This window comes from Flavobacterium tyrosinilyticum, from assembly GCF_023656565.1.
Taxonomy (GTDB): Bacteria; Bacteroidota; Bacteroidia; order Flavobacteriales; family Flavobacteriaceae; genus Flavobacterium; species Flavobacterium tyrosinilyticum.
The window spans coordinates 973,161-989,074 of record NZ_JAMOKG010000001.1; the positions used below are offsets into that span (position 1 = coordinate 973,161).

Annotated in this window: 12 protein-coding genes; 9 read left to right on the forward strand and 3 right to left on the reverse strand. The window is 32.3% G+C overall.

Translation table 11 applies throughout. The annotated features are described in order from the left end of the window. Nucleotides 1-222 precede the first annotated feature (222 nt). Both NCC77_RS04295 and NCC77_RS04300 read left to right on the forward strand, forming a co-directional pair. Entirely contained in the window at nucleotides 223-6,459 is a 6,237-nt protein-coding gene (locus NCC77_RS04295) for a T9SS type A sorting domain-containing protein (RefSeq protein ID WP_250834498.1), read from the forward strand. Nucleotides 6,460-6,461: 2 nt separating this feature from the next. Beyond that, nucleotides 6,462-7,163 carry a glycoside hydrolase family 78 protein gene (locus NCC77_RS04300; RefSeq protein WP_250834499.1) on the forward strand — a complete coding sequence of 234 codons (702 nt, stop codon included), beginning with the start codon at nucleotides 6,462-6,464 and terminating at the stop codon, nucleotides 7,161-7,163. 85 nt (nucleotides 7,164-7,248) lie between these two features. Here NCC77_RS04300 and NCC77_RS04305 read toward each other — a convergent pair whose 3' ends face one another. Together NCC77_RS04305 and NCC77_RS04310 are read right to left on the reverse strand one after the other, a co-directional pair. After that, nucleotides 7,249-8,106, reverse strand: coding sequence for an MBL fold metallo-hydrolase (locus NCC77_RS04305; RefSeq protein WP_250834500.1), 858 nt, complete (start codon nucleotides 8,104-8,106; stop codon nucleotides 7,249-7,251). A 78-nt stretch (nucleotides 8,107-8,184) separates the two neighbouring features. Next, a complete protein-coding gene (locus NCC77_RS04310) occupies nucleotides 8,185-9,099 on the reverse strand; it encodes a DUF8428 domain-containing protein (protein ID WP_250834501.1) in 915 nt (304 codons plus the stop codon). 319 nt (nucleotides 9,100-9,418) lie between these two features. Between NCC77_RS04310 and NCC77_RS04315 the strand changes: the two genes are divergently transcribed. The 7 genes from NCC77_RS04315 (at nucleotide 9,419) to sufD (ending at nucleotide 14,395) form a co-directional block, all read left to right on the forward strand. Further along, the gene (locus tag NCC77_RS04315) at nucleotides 9,419-9,748 is read left to right on the forward strand and encodes a HesB/IscA family protein (protein WP_068841559.1); all 330 of its coding nucleotides are present in this window, start codon (nucleotides 9,419-9,421) and stop codon (nucleotides 9,746-9,748) included. An 85-nt stretch (nucleotides 9,749-9,833) separates the two neighbouring features. Next, nucleotides 9,834-11,282, forward strand: a complete 1,449-nt coding sequence (gene sufB / locus NCC77_RS04320) for a Fe-S cluster assembly protein SufB (protein ID WP_250834502.1) — start codon at nucleotides 9,834-9,836, stop codon at nucleotides 11,280-11,282. A gap of 16 nt (nucleotides 11,283-11,298) precedes the next feature. Beyond that, nucleotides 11,299-11,496, forward strand: a complete 198-nt coding sequence (locus tag NCC77_RS04325; protein WP_250834503.1) for a DUF2683 family protein — start codon at nucleotides 11,299-11,301, stop codon at nucleotides 11,494-11,496. After that, nucleotides 11,487-11,759: a Txe/YoeB family addiction module toxin gene (locus NCC77_RS04330; RefSeq protein WP_250834504.1), complete on the forward strand. Its 273-nt coding sequence runs from the start codon at nucleotides 11,487-11,489 to the stop codon at nucleotides 11,757-11,759. The genes NCC77_RS04325 and NCC77_RS04330 overlap by 10 nt, the downstream gene beginning before the upstream one ends. A gap of 6 nt (nucleotides 11,760-11,765) precedes the next feature. Beyond that, nucleotides 11,766-12,254, forward strand: a complete 489-nt coding sequence (locus NCC77_RS04335) for a flavodoxin family protein (RefSeq protein WP_250834505.1) — start codon at nucleotides 11,766-11,768, stop codon at nucleotides 12,252-12,254. An 11-nt stretch (nucleotides 12,255-12,265) separates the two neighbouring features. Next, the gene (sufC, locus tag NCC77_RS04340; RefSeq protein WP_008466070.1) at nucleotides 12,266-13,012 is read left to right on the forward strand and encodes a Fe-S cluster assembly ATPase SufC; all 747 of its coding nucleotides are present in this window, start codon (nucleotides 12,266-12,268) and stop codon (nucleotides 13,010-13,012) included. A gap of 66 nt (nucleotides 13,013-13,078) precedes the next feature. Continuing rightward, a complete protein-coding gene (sufD, locus tag NCC77_RS04345; protein ID WP_095929604.1) occupies nucleotides 13,079-14,395 on the forward strand; it encodes a Fe-S cluster assembly protein SufD in 1,317 nt (438 codons plus the stop codon). 99 nt (nucleotides 14,396-14,494) lie between these two features. On the opposite strand, the gene NCC77_RS04350 is transcribed toward sufD, so the two are convergent. Further along, on the reverse strand, nucleotides 14,495-15,850 hold the full coding sequence (locus NCC77_RS04350) for a serine hydrolase domain-containing protein (protein ID WP_250834506.1): 1,356 nt from the start codon (nucleotides 15,848-15,850) through the stop codon (nucleotides 14,495-14,497). Nucleotides 15,851-15,914 lie beyond the last annotated feature (64 nt).

Here is a 15,914-nt window from a genome sequence, read left to right on the forward strand (position 1 = left end):
CAAAAAACTAACTGTTAACACTGTGTTATGAAATTAGGAATATTTTTTTTCAAAATACAATCAAATTATTGCAGAAAAAACTGTAGGAAAAATATATTCCAAATAAACAAATCGTTTTTATAACGGCAAAAAAACAACAAATAATATATTGTTTACGGGTTCACGTAAAGATTATCAGTTAAATATACGTAGAATTGCGCGACCTAATTCTAAACATATTCTATGAAGACAAAACTACTCTTGTTGCTGTTACTGGCAAATTTTTCTATTTATGCACAAACAACAGCTATTCCTGACATTAATTTTGAAAAAAAATTGATTGCTCTAGGAATTGATTCTGGTACTCCCGACGGACAAGTACTTACATCAAAAGTTAGTTCGCTAACCAGACTAGATGTTTCGTTTAGTTCTATTGCAGATTTAACTGGTATTGAAGCCTTTACTTCCTTAATAGAATTAACCTGTTATTACAATTCTCTAACAGCTCTTAATCTGTCTAAAAATACAAACTTGCAGGCATTATATTGTTCAGACAATCAATTGGAGACTCTTGATCTATCGAACAATATAAAATTATTAAACTTATCTTGCGGTCAAAATAAATTGACCAGTTTAAATCTTACAAAAAACAGTGTCTTAAGTGATTTAAGCTGTTCTAGTAACAAATTAACGAGCATAGATCTGACTAATAATGTTGCTCTTAAGGATTTAAGTTTGTACCAAAACCAATTAACTAGCTTAGATTTATCTAAAAATGTTTTACTTGCAAGATTTAGCTGTGAAGGTAATTATTTAACCAGTTTAAATCTTACAAACAATCCTAGCTTAGTCAATTTAACTGCAGGACGCAATAATTTTACCAGTTTGGATCTTTCTAAAAATTTGGATTTGCAAGCTGTGCATATTTATAATGGCTCTTTAACGACACTTAATATTTCAAAAAACATCAATTTAAAAACACTTACCTGTTCTTCTAATAGATTAACAAGTTTGGATGTTTCTAATAACCTTTACTTAAATTATTTAGAATGTTCGAGCAATTTACTGACAAGTCTTGATGTAAGTAAAAATATCTTATTAACTAATTTGTCTTGTGGTTATAATTCAGCTATTACAACTTTAAATGTAGCAAGTAATACTGCCTTAAAAACTTTAGATATCGCTAGCTGTAAACTCACAACTATAGACGTTTCTTTAAATAAGGACTTAACTTCTTTAAATGTAAGCTCCAATAAATTGTCTAGCTTAAATGTCTCTAGTAATACAAACCTGAAAAGTTTAAGCTGCTCAAATAATGCTCTAACAAGTTTAGATATTACCCAACTTGGCTCACTAAATGAATTGCAATGCAACAACAATCAATTAACTGATTTGAATGTTTCTAAGAATTCTAATCTAAATGTAATAAATTGTTCTGGCAATAAATTGACTTCTTTGGATTTGTCTAACAACAAAATCTTAACCGATTTATCTTGTCAGTCCAATAAAATTACAACATTAGATTTCTCTAAAAATACATCTTTAGTTAATTTAAATTGTTCTAGTAATAGTTTACTAAATTTAAATTTAAAGAATGGGAAAAACTCTTTAATTAATAAAGTTTTTTTTAATATAAATACAAATCCAACTTTGCTGTGTGTACAAGTAGATGATGTTGCTTTTTCAAATGCAAATTGGACAAAAAAAGATGCAGGTACTAGTTTTAATACCAATTGCAATCAGTATACAGCTATTCCAGACCCTGCTTTTGAAAGCAAATTGATTGCTCTTGGATTTGACACAGATGGGAAAAACGGATTAGTTTTAAATTCAAATATTGCAGCATTAACTTCTCTTAATGTTTCAAATAGTTCGATAACTAATTTAAGCGGTATAGAAGGATTTGTTAGCCTAAAAGATCTTAACTGCTCAAATAATTTATTGGAAAACTTAGATCTTTCTAAAAATACAGCAATAAATTCATTAAATACGACTGGCAATAAAAGCTTAACATGTGTTCAGGTTGCCAATGTTTCAGAGATCAATAATTGGACAATTACAAAAGATGCTATAACTAGTTTTGGCATAGATTGTAATGCTTATACACTTATTCCAGATTCTAAATTTGAAGATAAACTTATTGCTCTTGGAATTGATACTGATGGAAAAAATGGAAAAGTAATCACTAAAAGCATCTCTTCTATAACCTCTCTCGATGTTACCAATTCATCTATATCTGATTTAACTGGGATTCAAGATTTCACAGCTCTAAAAGAATTATCTTGTGCTCAAAATAGTTTTGAAACGGTAGATCTTTCAAAAAACATTGCCTTAACTAGCTTTTATTCTTCTGGTAATTCGGGTAGTGCTGTAGGAGGTGGTAATGGTAAATTAAAATCTTTGGATTTTTCTAAGAACACAAACTTAAAATCATTAAGCTGTTCATTGAACCAAATTTCATCGCTTAATATTTCAGGATGTAATCAGTTAACCTATTTAGACTGCAGCAGTAACAATATTTCGTATATTGATATTACAAGTACTTCACTTACATCTTTAAATGTTTATGGCAATCCATTTACTAATATTGACGTAACTAAAAATCCGAAACTTACTTATTTAGACGTTGGTTACACCAAAATAAAGGCAATAGATTTATCTAACACCCCTTTATTGGAGTCCTTTTTCTGCCACAATAATAGTGTTACTTCTTTAGACATTTCAAAATGTCCAAACATAATTTACCTAAATGTTTCTTATAATCAGCTGGTAAATCTAAATTTAAAGAACAATAACAATAGAAAAATTGCGACAAATATTTCGTTTTATAATTTCAAAAACAATCCTAATTTAACTTGTATTCAAGTTGATGACGTATCTTTTGCAAATGCGAACTTAAGTGCGTTAAAAGATGGAACGGCAAGTTTTTCTACTTTTTGTGAGCCTGTTGTAGCATATACTACTATACCAGACATCAATTTCGAAAAGAAACTTATCGCATTAGGTATTGATAAGGATGGAGAAAATGGAAAAGTTGCAACTTCAAGCATTACTTCTGTCGCTTCTTTAAATGTTTCAGGTTCTAATATTAAAGACTTAACTGGTATTAAGGATTTTGCTTCATTAAACTCGTTGGATTGCAGCAACAATCAATTGACTGTTTTGGATGTTTCTGAAAACAACAACTTGAAGAAATTAAATGTTAGCAAAAACCAATTATCAAAACTTGCACTTGATAAAAATGCACCGCTGAATGATTTAAACATTAGCAATAATAATTTTGTTTCGATCGACATTTCAAAAAACACGAACTTAAGTACTTTTAACTGTAGTTATAATAACTTCGTAGTTTTAAATACTGCCAATAACACCAATCTTACTTTCTTAAGCTGTGGTTTTAATAAATTAGCCAATCTTGATGTTTCTAAAAATACCAATTTGAAAGAGCTGGAATGTTCAAACAACAACATTTACAATCTTAATTTGAAAAATGGAAACAACGCCAATATGCAAAGAATGATTTTTGGCAATTTTACCAATAATCCAAATCTATCTTGTATTCAAGTTGATAATGCGGCTTATTCTACTGAAAATTGGATTGCAAAAGATTCGAATGCTTCCTATTCTGAAGCATGTGCAGAGAATGTTCAATATACTCTTATTCCTGATGTTAATTTTGAAAATGCATTAATCGCTCTAGGATACGATTCTGGCAAAGCAGATGGGAAGGTATTGACCTCAAAAATTAATACTGTTACTTCTTTATATGTTGTAGAAAAATCTATTACAAACTTAAAAGGAATTGAAGATTTTACTTCGCTAAGTATATTTTCTTGTAGCGCAAATCAGGTAACATCTTTAGATGTTTCTAAAAACTCCGCTTTGACTGTTTTATATTGTGATAGAAATAAATTAACAACTCTTGATGTTTCCAAAAATACTGGTTTAGTAACTCTTGGCATCAGTAATAATCAAATAGAAGACATAGACCTATCTAACAATTTATCTTTAGTGAATTTTTATGGAGCTTCTAACAAATTGAGCAGCTTAAATACATCTAAAAACTTAAAATTAGGTTCTTTAACTATTGACAATAATAAACTAACCGCATTAGACATATCTCAAAATACAGAATTAAAGGAACTTTATTGTTCTACTAATACTTTAAACAGTTTAAATATCTCTAAGAATGTTAATCTTATGTATTTAAATGTTTACTACAACAATTTAACAAGCTTAGATGTTTCTAAAAATACTGCTTTAATTACCTTAGATTGTTCTTATAATAAATTGAGCAGTATTAATGTTTCTAAAAACAAAGCCTTATCTACATTCTATTGCAGCAGCAATAAAATAACAGATTTAGACCTTTCGGGCAATACTGCTTTGACGAAGTTTTTCTGCGGAGGCAACACTTTGAAAAGCTTAAACTTAAAAAATGGTAATAATACCAAATTAACAGTGAGCCTTACAAGCAATCCAAACTTAAGCTGTATACAGGTAGATGATGTTGATTATGCAAATAACAATTGGAGCGCTCAAAAAGACAAAACAGCTTCTTTTAACGTAGACTGTGCTTTCTCTACTCTTATTCCAGATCCTGCTTTTGAAGATAAACTAATAGCTTTAGAGATTGACAAAGATGGTAAAAACGGAAAAGTATTAACTTCAAGTATTGTAAACCTAACTTCTTTAGATGTTTCTGGAAGTCAGATTAACGATTTAACAGGGATTCAAGATTTTACTGCGCTAGAATCTTTAACCGCTAGTGAGAATAATTTAACTAAGATTGACGTATCTAAAAATCAAAATTTAACTCGTTTAAACGTTGGCCAAAACAAGTTGACAGCATTGAACGTTATAAATAATGTGGCACTACAGGCGATATATTGTAATAACAATGCAATTAAAAGTCTTGATTTGTCGAAGAACGTGAAATTGACGGAGATTTATTGTCCAGACAACAAACTTGTTTCCTTAAATTTAAAAAATGGAAATAATGCCGCTAACAATGGTCCAAGCATTAAAAACTTTACTAATAATCCAGATTTAACTTGTATCCAAGTTGATGATGTAGATTACTCTAATACAAATTGGGCTTATTTTAAAGATGCTACTGCAAATTACAGTTCAAACTGCGATTATTTCACAGCTATTCCTGATATCAATTTTGAAAAGAAATTAATTGCTTTAGGCATTGATACTGATGGAGAAAATGGTAAAGTCGCTACCTCAAACATTCTTCATATAAAAGACTTAGACGTTTCTTCAAGCTCTATTAAAGACTTAACGGGTATTCAAGATTTTATTTCGTTAGAAAGATTATCCTCTAAATCAAATCAATTAACTACTTTGGATTTAAGCAAAAACACCGCTCTTTATAGCTTAACTGCCGATTCCAATTCATTAACAACTGTAAACATAACAGGCAATCAAGCCTTAACAACGCTTTCGTTAAGCTCTAACAGAATTGCTGATTTAGATATTTCTAAAAACACAGCTTTAAATTATTTAGATTTAGGTTACAACCAAATTAAAAGACTAGATGCTTCTAATCATAAAAAATTGGTTTCGCTAAAAGTCAACAACAATCAGTTAGTATATCTAAACCTTCAAAATGGTAAAAACCAATTACTAACGAATGCTAATTTTACTTGTAAAGGAAACTTACTCTTATCTTGTATTCTTGTTGATGATATTAATTATGCTAACACCAATTGGTTAGATAAAAAAGACAACGCCGCAAATTATAATACAGAATGTACAGGTGAATTGGCTTTACCAGTAAACAACTTTACTGTCGAAACCAAATCAGAATCTTGCTTAGGAGAAAATAACGGAGAAATTACGATTGTTGGAACAGCTCCGCTTGCTTACAATGCGACAATTAACGACAAGCCTTATACCTTTACGAATAATGCTTTAAAACTTACAGCATTAACTCCAGGAGTTTACAATATCAAGATTACGATTCCTGAAATGATTTATGAACAAATTTTTAATGTAACTATTCAAAAAGGTGCAACTGCTACAGGAAAATCTAGCATAAGCGCTAAGAATGTAGAAGTTGAAATTACTGAAGGAACTGCTCCTTTTACTGTATTTGTTAATGGTACAGAACAATTTCAGACAACAGATACAAACTTTACAGTTTCTATGCAAACAGCTGGATTAGTTGAAGTGGCAACGGCAAAAGCTTGCGAAGGTGTTTTTGCTAAAAAAGTTTCTTCTTACGAATTGGGGACAATACTTGCCGCTTATCCGAACCCAACTACTGGAATTATTGAAATTGAAATTCCAAGCACTAAAACTGAAATTGCAATTGAACTATACAATTTTGGAGGCCAATTAGTTTCTCACGGAACTTACACTATTGAAAACGGAAAAGCTCTTTTAAATCTTGAAAAATTACCTTCAGGAATTTATGCTGCTAAAGTCAATTTAGAAACTCCAGAATACATTAAAATTATAAAAAAATAAAGATGAAGAATTCTATATACCTTTCAATAATCTCTTTAGTATTTGCTGCTTGCGGAAGCGGAGGCGGAGACGACCCTGTTACTCCACCTGCAGTTAATACGGCTCCGACAGTTCCTGTATTAACACTTCCTGCTGATAATAAATTATGTTTAGACAATAATGTTTCTTTTCAGTGGAATGCTTCAACCGATGAGCAAAAAGATGCGATTGTTTATCAAATTCAAATTGCAAAAGATAATGCATTCTCTCAAATTGTAAGTACGCTAGATAATTCGTCTCTTTCGACAAGTGCTTTAGCATTAGAAAAAAATACAGCGTATTACTGGAGAGTAAAAGCGACAGATGCCAAAGGATTGTCAAGCGCTTATTCGTCAACATTTAAATTTTACACTGCTGGTACAGCTGTTGTGAATCATTTGCCTTTTTCTCCAGAATTGATCGCTCCAGTTTTAAATGGAAACATCGGTACATCATCTGCAAATTTAAGCTGGAATGCTTTCGATGTTGATACGTCTGACATTCTTACTTATGATGTCTATTTTGGAACTGCAAATCCGCCAACTGCAAAAGTAGGTGACAATATAACTTCAAAAGCATTTGAGGTAGCGCTACAGCCAACTACACAGTATTACTGGAGAGTGGTTGTAAAAGACAATAAAGGCGGTGAATCCGTAGGTCAGGTTTGGAAATTCAAGACCAACTAAACTTCATAATTACAATTAGTTAAAACCAAAAAATCCCATTTTCATTAAGTTGAAAATGGGATTTTTTTATATTGATTATATTCTCTTAAAAAATATCTTCGCAAGTAAAAACCTCTTTCAATCGAACGCCTTTTTCGGTATGTTCTACAGTTATAATCTCATTGTGTGCATCGTGCTCCAAAAACAGATAATGATTCTGATCTGCTGCTAAATTCAAGAATTTCGATTTCTCAGGCATTGTCAGCAAAGGTCTTGTATCGTATCCCATAACATATGGAAGCGGAATATGCCCAGCTGTAGCCAATAAATCGGCACAAAAAACAATCGTTTTATCTTGATATTTGATATAAGGAATCATTTGTTTTTCGGTATGACCGTCAACATAATAAATATCAAACTCAAGTTCTTTTGAAAAACCAAAATCAGATTCTGGTCTTTCAATAAAATTCAATTGTCCGCTTTCTTGCATTGGCAGAATATTTTCAGACAAGAACGAAGCTTTTTCTCTAGCGTTGGGTTTTGTCGCCCATTCCCAATGATTTTCGTTGGTCCAAAATTTAGCATTTTTAAAAGCTGGCTCGTAACCTGTTTTATCAGCATTCCATTGAACACTTCCTCCGCAATGATCAAAATGAAGATGCGTCATAAAAACGTCGGTAATATCATCTCGATTGAAACCATATTTTGCCAGAGATTTATCTAAAGAGTGTGATCCCCAAAGCGAATAGTACCCGAAGAATTTTTCTGATTGCTTATCGCCCATTCCTGTGTCGATCAAAATAAGACGATTTCCGTCTTCGATCAATAAACAGCGTGCAGCAATATCGATAAGATTATTGGCATCGGCAGGATTTGTTTTATTCCAAATTGTTTTAGGAACAACGCCAAACATTGCGCCTCCATCTAACTTAAAATTTCCAGATTCTATTGGGTAAAGTTTCATGAGAATGATTTTCTAAAAGAACAAAGCTAGAAAATTCAAACTCCTTTTGCTAAAATTTAAAGCTAAAAAACTTTTAGATTAATCTAATGTAATCGAAGTGCTTCCCATTATTTCCTGCTTATCAAAATAATTCACAAAATAAGTCCCTTTCTTAAACCCATCTGCATTTAAAATTCCGTAAGCATTAAGAGATTTACCTTGAAAATCGGTACTAACAATAAAACTATAAACCAGTGCTTTATCATTTCCAAATTCAATCAATTTGTTATCTCCTAAAACCGTATTTTTTTGATCCAAAACTTGAACATAAAAAACTCTTTTTCCTGTCTTTGCAACGGCATTTCCGTTCACAGTAAAACTAATTTTAAGTTTCTTTGCGTTCTTTGCTTTTGTCGTTTCTAGTTCTGCTCCAGAGTTTTTTTCGCGAAGTGCAATTGCTTTAAAATTGCTTAAATAAAGTTTTGAAGCATCTTTTAAACTCGATTCCAATTTCACTTGTTTAGAAATCAAAGTGTCATTTTCTGCCTTTTGTTTGTACATGACAACATTCTGACTTTCTATTTCGGTCAATAAATTTTTATTCTGGGATTTTAGTTTTTTAATCTCTAAGACCTTACTGTCCAATGAAGATTTTAGCCCCGAAAGCTGGTTCCGGTAAATTTTAATTTGATCTGCCGACGGATTTTGCGAAACTTTTATAATTTCCATTAAATTTTCGACATTCTTACGTTCCAGTTCCAACTCTTTAGACAGAGCCGTATTTTCCTGAATGACCAGATCATATGCCGCTTTCAGTGTACTTAATGAATCTAAAATGTTTTCCTGTTCCGTTCTTTCATTATTAACTACTAAAGCTTTATCGCCTTCGGTTTTAACTTCTTTCTTAATTTTATCAGATTCACTGCTAAAAACCAATACTGCAGCACCTAATCCAAAAACAAAAATTACTGCCAATAAGGGCTTTAACCACTTATTTTTGTGTTGTTTTTTCATAATTACTCACAATTTTCTGCAAAAGTACCGAATAAATAATGGCTATAATCAGTAGAAATACTTGTTTTTTAACATTAAGGAGCGATATTTGCAGCACGATTCAAAAAACAATTCCTTTTCGAATTTTGATTCCGATTTTGTCAAAATAAGTATTATCTATTTTCACATTTGTTATAATAATGTGAACCGTTATGGAAAAAGGTTTTTAAGTCGTATCTTTGCAGATAATTTCTATTTAACATTGAAAATTAGCGTTTTAAATCTGTAATAAATTCATTACAGACAAAAAATGTTCATTAAAAACAAACATCTAAGAACAATGATAAAAGTTTCTGATACTGCCAAAAAGAAAATCATCGACCTGATGACGGATGATGGTTTTGACGCCGCAAGCGACTACGTAAGAGTAGGCGTGAAAAGTGGTGGATGCTCTGGTTTGTCTTACGATTTAAAATTTGACAAAACCAAAGGAGATGACGACAAAATATTCGTTGACAACGACATACAAATTGCTGTAGAAAAAAAATCATTCCTTTATTTAGCTGGGACAATTTTAGAATTCTCTGGCGGATTAAACGGAAAAGGATTTGTTTTCAACAATCCGAACGCAAGCAGAACTTGCGGATGCGGAGAATCATTCTCTCTTTAGTCAAAAGCTGAAAGTTGTAAGTCATTAAAGACTTCAATTGACTTTCGAACTTTAGACTTTAAAACATTAGACAATAACAAAAATAATGAGCAAATACACCGAAGACGATTTAAAGATCGAACTGGAAACTAAAGAATACGAGTACGGATTTTATACCAATATAGAATCTGAGACTTTCCCTATTGGCTTAAACGAAGAAATTGTAAGAGCTATTTCTCTTAAAAAAGAAGAACCTGAATGGATGACCGAATGGCGCATCGAGGCTTTCCGTGCATGGAAAGAAATGATCGAGCCAGAATGGGCAAACGTTCGTTACGAAAAGCCAGACTTTCAGGCCATTTCATATTATTCAGCTCCAAAACAAGTAGACCCTAATAAAACTTTGGATGATGTTGATCCAGAATTATTAGAGATGTACAAAAAATTGGGAATTTCTGTTGACGAACAAAAAATGATGAACAATGTCGCTATGGATATTGTTGTCGATTCTGTTTCTGTAGCAACAACTTTCAAGAAAACTTTGGCAGAAAAAGGAATTATTTTCTGTCCAATTTCTGAAGCGATCAAAGAACATCCTGAATTAGTAAAAAAATACTTAGGTACAGTTGTCCCTCAGAAAGATAACTTCTACGCAGCATTAAACTCAGCTGTTTTCTCTGATGGAAGTTTCTGTTATATTCCAAAAGGCGTAAAATGTCCAATGGAACTTTCAACTTATTTCAGAATCAACCAGGCAGGAACTGGACAATTCGAAAGAACTCTAGTTATTGCCGATGAAGGAAGCTACGTTTCTTACCTTGAAGGATGTACTGCTCCAAGCCGTGATGAAAATCAATTACACGCTGCTGTGGTTGAATTAATCGCTTTGGATGATGCTGAAATTAAATATTCTACCGTTCAAAACTGGTTCCCAGGAAATAAAGAAGGAAAAGGTGGAGTTTACAACTTTGTAACCAAAAGAGGTTTATGCGAAACAAACGCTAAAATTTCTTGGACACAAGTTGAAACAGGCTCTGCTGTAACTTGGAAATATCCTTCTTGTGTATTAAAAGGAGATAATTCAGTAGGAGAATTTTATTCTATTGCTGTTACCAATAATTACCAACAAGCAGATACTGGAACAAAAATGATCCATTTAGGAAAAAACACTAAATCGACTATTATTTCTAAAGGTATCTCGGCTGGAAAATCTCAAAATAGCTACCGCGGTTTAGTGCAAATCTCTCCAAGAGCTGAGAATGCAAGAAACTTTTCTCAATGTGATTCATTGTTAATGGGTAACAATTGCGGAGCGCATACTTTCCCTTATATCGAAAGTAAAAATCCATCAGCAAAAATCGAGCACGAGGCAACTACAAGTAAAATTGGAGAAGACCAGGTATTTTACTGTAACCAAAGAGGTATTCCAACTGAAAAAGCGATTGCCTTAATTGTAAACGGTTTCAGTAAAGATGTATTGAATAAACTTCCAATGGAATTTGCTGTTGAAGCTCAAAAATTATTAGAGATTTCTTTAGAAGGTTCTGTAGGATAATCAAAAGTAAATAATTATGGACATCATCTTAAAAAATGTAAAGAAAAAAGATTTTCCAGTTTTTCAATCACTGGCAAAATCTCTTGGTTTTGAAATTGTTGAAGATAATGAAAAGCCATATAATCCAGAATTTGTAAAAGAGATTATTGACGCTGAAAAAAGTATTGAAGAAGGAAAAGGAATTAAAATAAAAGTTGAGGATTTGTGGAAATAATTTATTCTGAAAAGGCACAAAAAGACATTCTTTTTTGGAAGAAGTCCGGAAACAAATCAATAATGAAAAAAATCACAAATTTAATTGAAGATATTTTACTTCATCCTTATGAAGGGCTTGGAAAACCAGAACAATTAAAATATGAATTATCTGGAAGATGGTCAAGAAGAATTGATAAAGAGCATAGAATTATTTACAGAATAACCGAAGAAAACAATATAGAAATACTAAATATTCTTTCACTGAAAGGACATTACGAATAAGTATTAATGGAAAACAAAAACGTCATCATTTTAGGTTCTTCAAGAAAAAACGGAAACACAACCAAAATTGTGGATGAACTTTCGAAAGAACATAACATTGATGTAGTTAATTTGAGTGATTATAATATTTCATATTACGATTACGAAAGCAAAAACATAGACGATGATTTTTTGCCTCTTATAAGAGGAATTATCGAAAAATACGACACCTTAATTTTTGCAACGCCCATTTATTGGTACAATATGAGCGGAATTATGAAGGTCTTTTTCGACAGGATTTCAGATTTAATCCGAATTGAGAAAGAAACCGGAAGAAAACTTAGAGGGAAGAAAATCGGAGTGATATCAAATTCTCACGATGATGAAACTGACGAAAGTTTTTACATTCCATTTCAAAAATCTGCCGATTATTTAGGCATGGAATATTTAGGACACACGCATTTTAATGCCGACACCCTAAACCAACAAACAAAAATAGAATTGACATTTATATAAAATAAAAAACAATGTTATCAATAAAAAACCTTCACGCCGCGATTGGTGATAAAGAAATTCTTAAAGGAATTAATATAGAAGTTAAAGCTGGAGAAGTTCACGCGATAATGGGACCAAACGGTTCTGGAAAAAGTACACTTTCTGCTGTTATTGCAGGAAACGAAAATTATGAAGTTACAGATGGAGAGGTTATCCTTGATGGAGAAGATCTTGCTGATTTAGCTCCAGAAGAAAGAGCACACAAAGGTGTTTTTCTTTCGTTTCAATATCCTGTAGAAATTCCTGGAGTAAGTGTGACTAACTTCATGAAAACTGCTATCAACGAAACTCGTAAAGCAAATGGTCAGGAAGAAATGCCTGCAAATGAAATGCTGAAAGTGATTCGTGAGAAATCTGAATTGTTAGAAATCGATCGTAAATTTCTTTCTCGTTCTCTTAATGAAGGTTTTTCTGGAGGAGAGAAAAAAAGAAACGAAATCTTCCAAATGGCAATGTTAGAGCCAAAATTAGCTATCCTTGACGAAACCGATTCTGGTCTTGATATCGATGCTTTAAGAATTGTGGCTAATGGTGTAAACAAATTAAAAAGCGACAAAAACGCTATTATTGTTATCACACACTACCAACGTTTGTTAGATTATATCGTTCCTGATTTCGTTCACGTTCTTTACAACGGAAGAATCGTAAAATCTGGCGGAAAAGAATTGGCTTATGAGCTTGAGGAAAAAGGATACGATTGGATTAAAGCAGAAAACTAGTTTACAGTTACAGTTTACAGTTTGCAAAAACTCATAACTCATAACTCATAACTTACAACTAAAGAAATGGATTTAAAAGAAAAATTAGTATCGTCTTTTATGGCTTTTGAAGAGCGTGTCGATGTACATTCAGATTTACATGACATACGCACAAATGCTTTAAAAAACTTCGAAAATAAAGGTTTCCCAACCAAAAAAGAAGAAGCTTGGAAATATACATCGCTAAATGCCATCTTAAAAAATGACTTTACGGTTTTTCCAAAACAGGAAAATGCAATCGAATTCAATCAAGTAAAAAAATACTTTTTACACGAAATTGATACTTACAAATTAGTATTTATCGATGGTGTTTTCAGTTCGCATTTGTCTTCTACAACGCATGACGGAATCGATGTTTGCTTGATGTCATCGGCATTGACCAAACCAAAATATAAAATGGTTATTGATACGTACTTTAATCAAATTGCAAGTAAAGACGACAGCTTGACTTCATTGAATACAGCTTTTGCAATTGAGGGTGCTTTTATCAATATCCCAAAGAAAAAAGTTGCTGATAAACCAATTGAAATCATGTATTTCTCAACTGGAAACGAAGCGGCTTTAATGGTTCAGCCAAGAAATTTGGTTATTGTGGGTGAAAATTCACATGTTCAAATTATCGAGCGTCACCAAAGTTTGAACGAAAATCCAGTTTTAACAAACTCTGTTACTGAGATTTTTGCTCAAAAACGCGCGATTGTTGATTATTATAAAATTCAAAACGATAATAGTGAAGCGAATTTAATTGACAATACATACGTTTCTCAACAACAAGAAAGTCATGCTTATGTGCATACTTTCTCATTTGGTGGAAATCTAACTCGTAACAACTTAAACTTTTATCATTTTGGTGAAAGATTGACAAGTACGTTAAACGGAATTTCAATCTTAAACGACAAACAACACGTTGATCATTATACTTTGGTAAACCATGCACAGCCAAACTGCGAAAGTTTCCAAGATTATAAAGGAATTTTCTCTGATCGCTCAACAGGAGTTTTCAACGGAAAAGTTTTGGTAGAAAAAGAAGCTCAAAAAACAAATGCTTTCCAAAAAAGCAATAACATTTTATTAAGTGACAAAGCGACTATCAACGCAAAACCGCAATTAGAGATTTTTGCAGATGACGTAAAATGTTCTCACGGATGTACAGTTGGACAACTGGATGAAACAGCAATGTTCTACATGCAATCACGTGGAATTCCGAAAAAAGAAGCTAAAGCTTTATTGATGTACGCATTCTCAAATGCCGTTATCGAAAGCATTAAAATACCAGAATTAAAACAAAGAATTACTAAAATCATTGCCATGAAATTGGGAGTGAATTTAGGATTTGATTTGTAGTCAGGTTTTACCGCAAAGACACAAAGGTTACGCAAAGTTCGCAAAGGTTTATTACAAAACTTTGCGAACTTTGCGCTTTTACCCTTGCGCTCTTTGCGGTTAAATCTTATTTTTTACTGAAGAAATTATATCTTTCAAAAACCCATTAAAGTCAAAACTTTTATCACCTTCTCTTACTCCCATTCTCACAATAACCATATCCAAAGACGGAATAATCGCTACCATTTGACCTTGATAACCGCTGCAATAAAACATATCTCTAGGAACATCTGGAAATTTCCCTCCAGCGTTTAACCAAAATTGTGCTCCATATTTTCCTTCAGAAGTATTTGTTGGAGTTACGGTGTATTTTACCCAGCTTTCATCCAGAATCTGTTCACCGTTCCAGTTTCCTTTGCGCAGATATAATAATCCAAATTTTGACCAATCTCTTGGCGTTGCCCATCCGTAAGATGAACCTACGAAAGTTCCTGACATATCTTGTTCGACAATCATCGAGTTCATTCCGATTTTGTCAATTACGGCGCTGTACCAAAAATCAAGATATTCCTGCTGTGTTTTAAATTGTCTTCTTAAAATCAGGGACAATAAATTGGTCGTTCCAGATGAATAATTCCAATGTGTGTTGGGTTTAAATTGCGCTGGTTTATCCAATTGTACTTTTCCCATATCTTCGGCCTGAAAAAGCATTTTTGTAGCGTCGCAGATTGTGCTGTAATTCTCTTCCCATTCTAAACCAGAATTCATGTGAAGCAAATCGTTAATCGTGATAATTTTACGTTCATCGTCCTGCCATTCTTTAACTGGAGCTGGTTTGTAAATATCAATTTTTCCTTGTTTGGCTAAAACTCCAAATGCAGAACTTGTAATACTTTTTGTCATTGACCAACCTAAAATTTTACTGTCTTTATTAAAACCTGTATCGTATTTTTCGGCAATCAATTTATCTTTATATAAAACCACAACAGCACGAGTTCTTTTAATTCTTCCACCTGTTTTGTCAAAAGCATTATCGACCGCTTTTTTCAGTTTCGAATAATCAACATTAGAAAATGCAGTGTCTTTTGGCTCATTATTTCCGTATGGAAAAGGAAGATTGTTTTCTAATTTTGTTCTCTTTGGAAGCAGATATGGTTTTGAAACATCAAAATTATCATTAATCAAAACTGCACCTAAACCTTCACGATAAATTGCTTTTCTTTCCTTTAAACCATAAACATTTGAAGTGGCAAATTTCCCAGCTTCATCAATTGAATTTTTCGCCAAATCAATCATATCGATATCATTGTCGGTTTTCTCAATTAAATCCAACGGACGATTATCTATAAAATGTCCAGATGCGACACTTTTAGCCGAGAAGCCTGAAATCAAATCAAGCTTTGGATAAGTTGTAAATCCGAAATACAAAAAAGCAAGAACCACTGCAAGCAAAAGTACTTTGAGAAATTTTTTCATGATGATTAGATATTTTTACTGCAATATAAATAATTTATGTTCAAGATTTTAAGCATCAAATTAG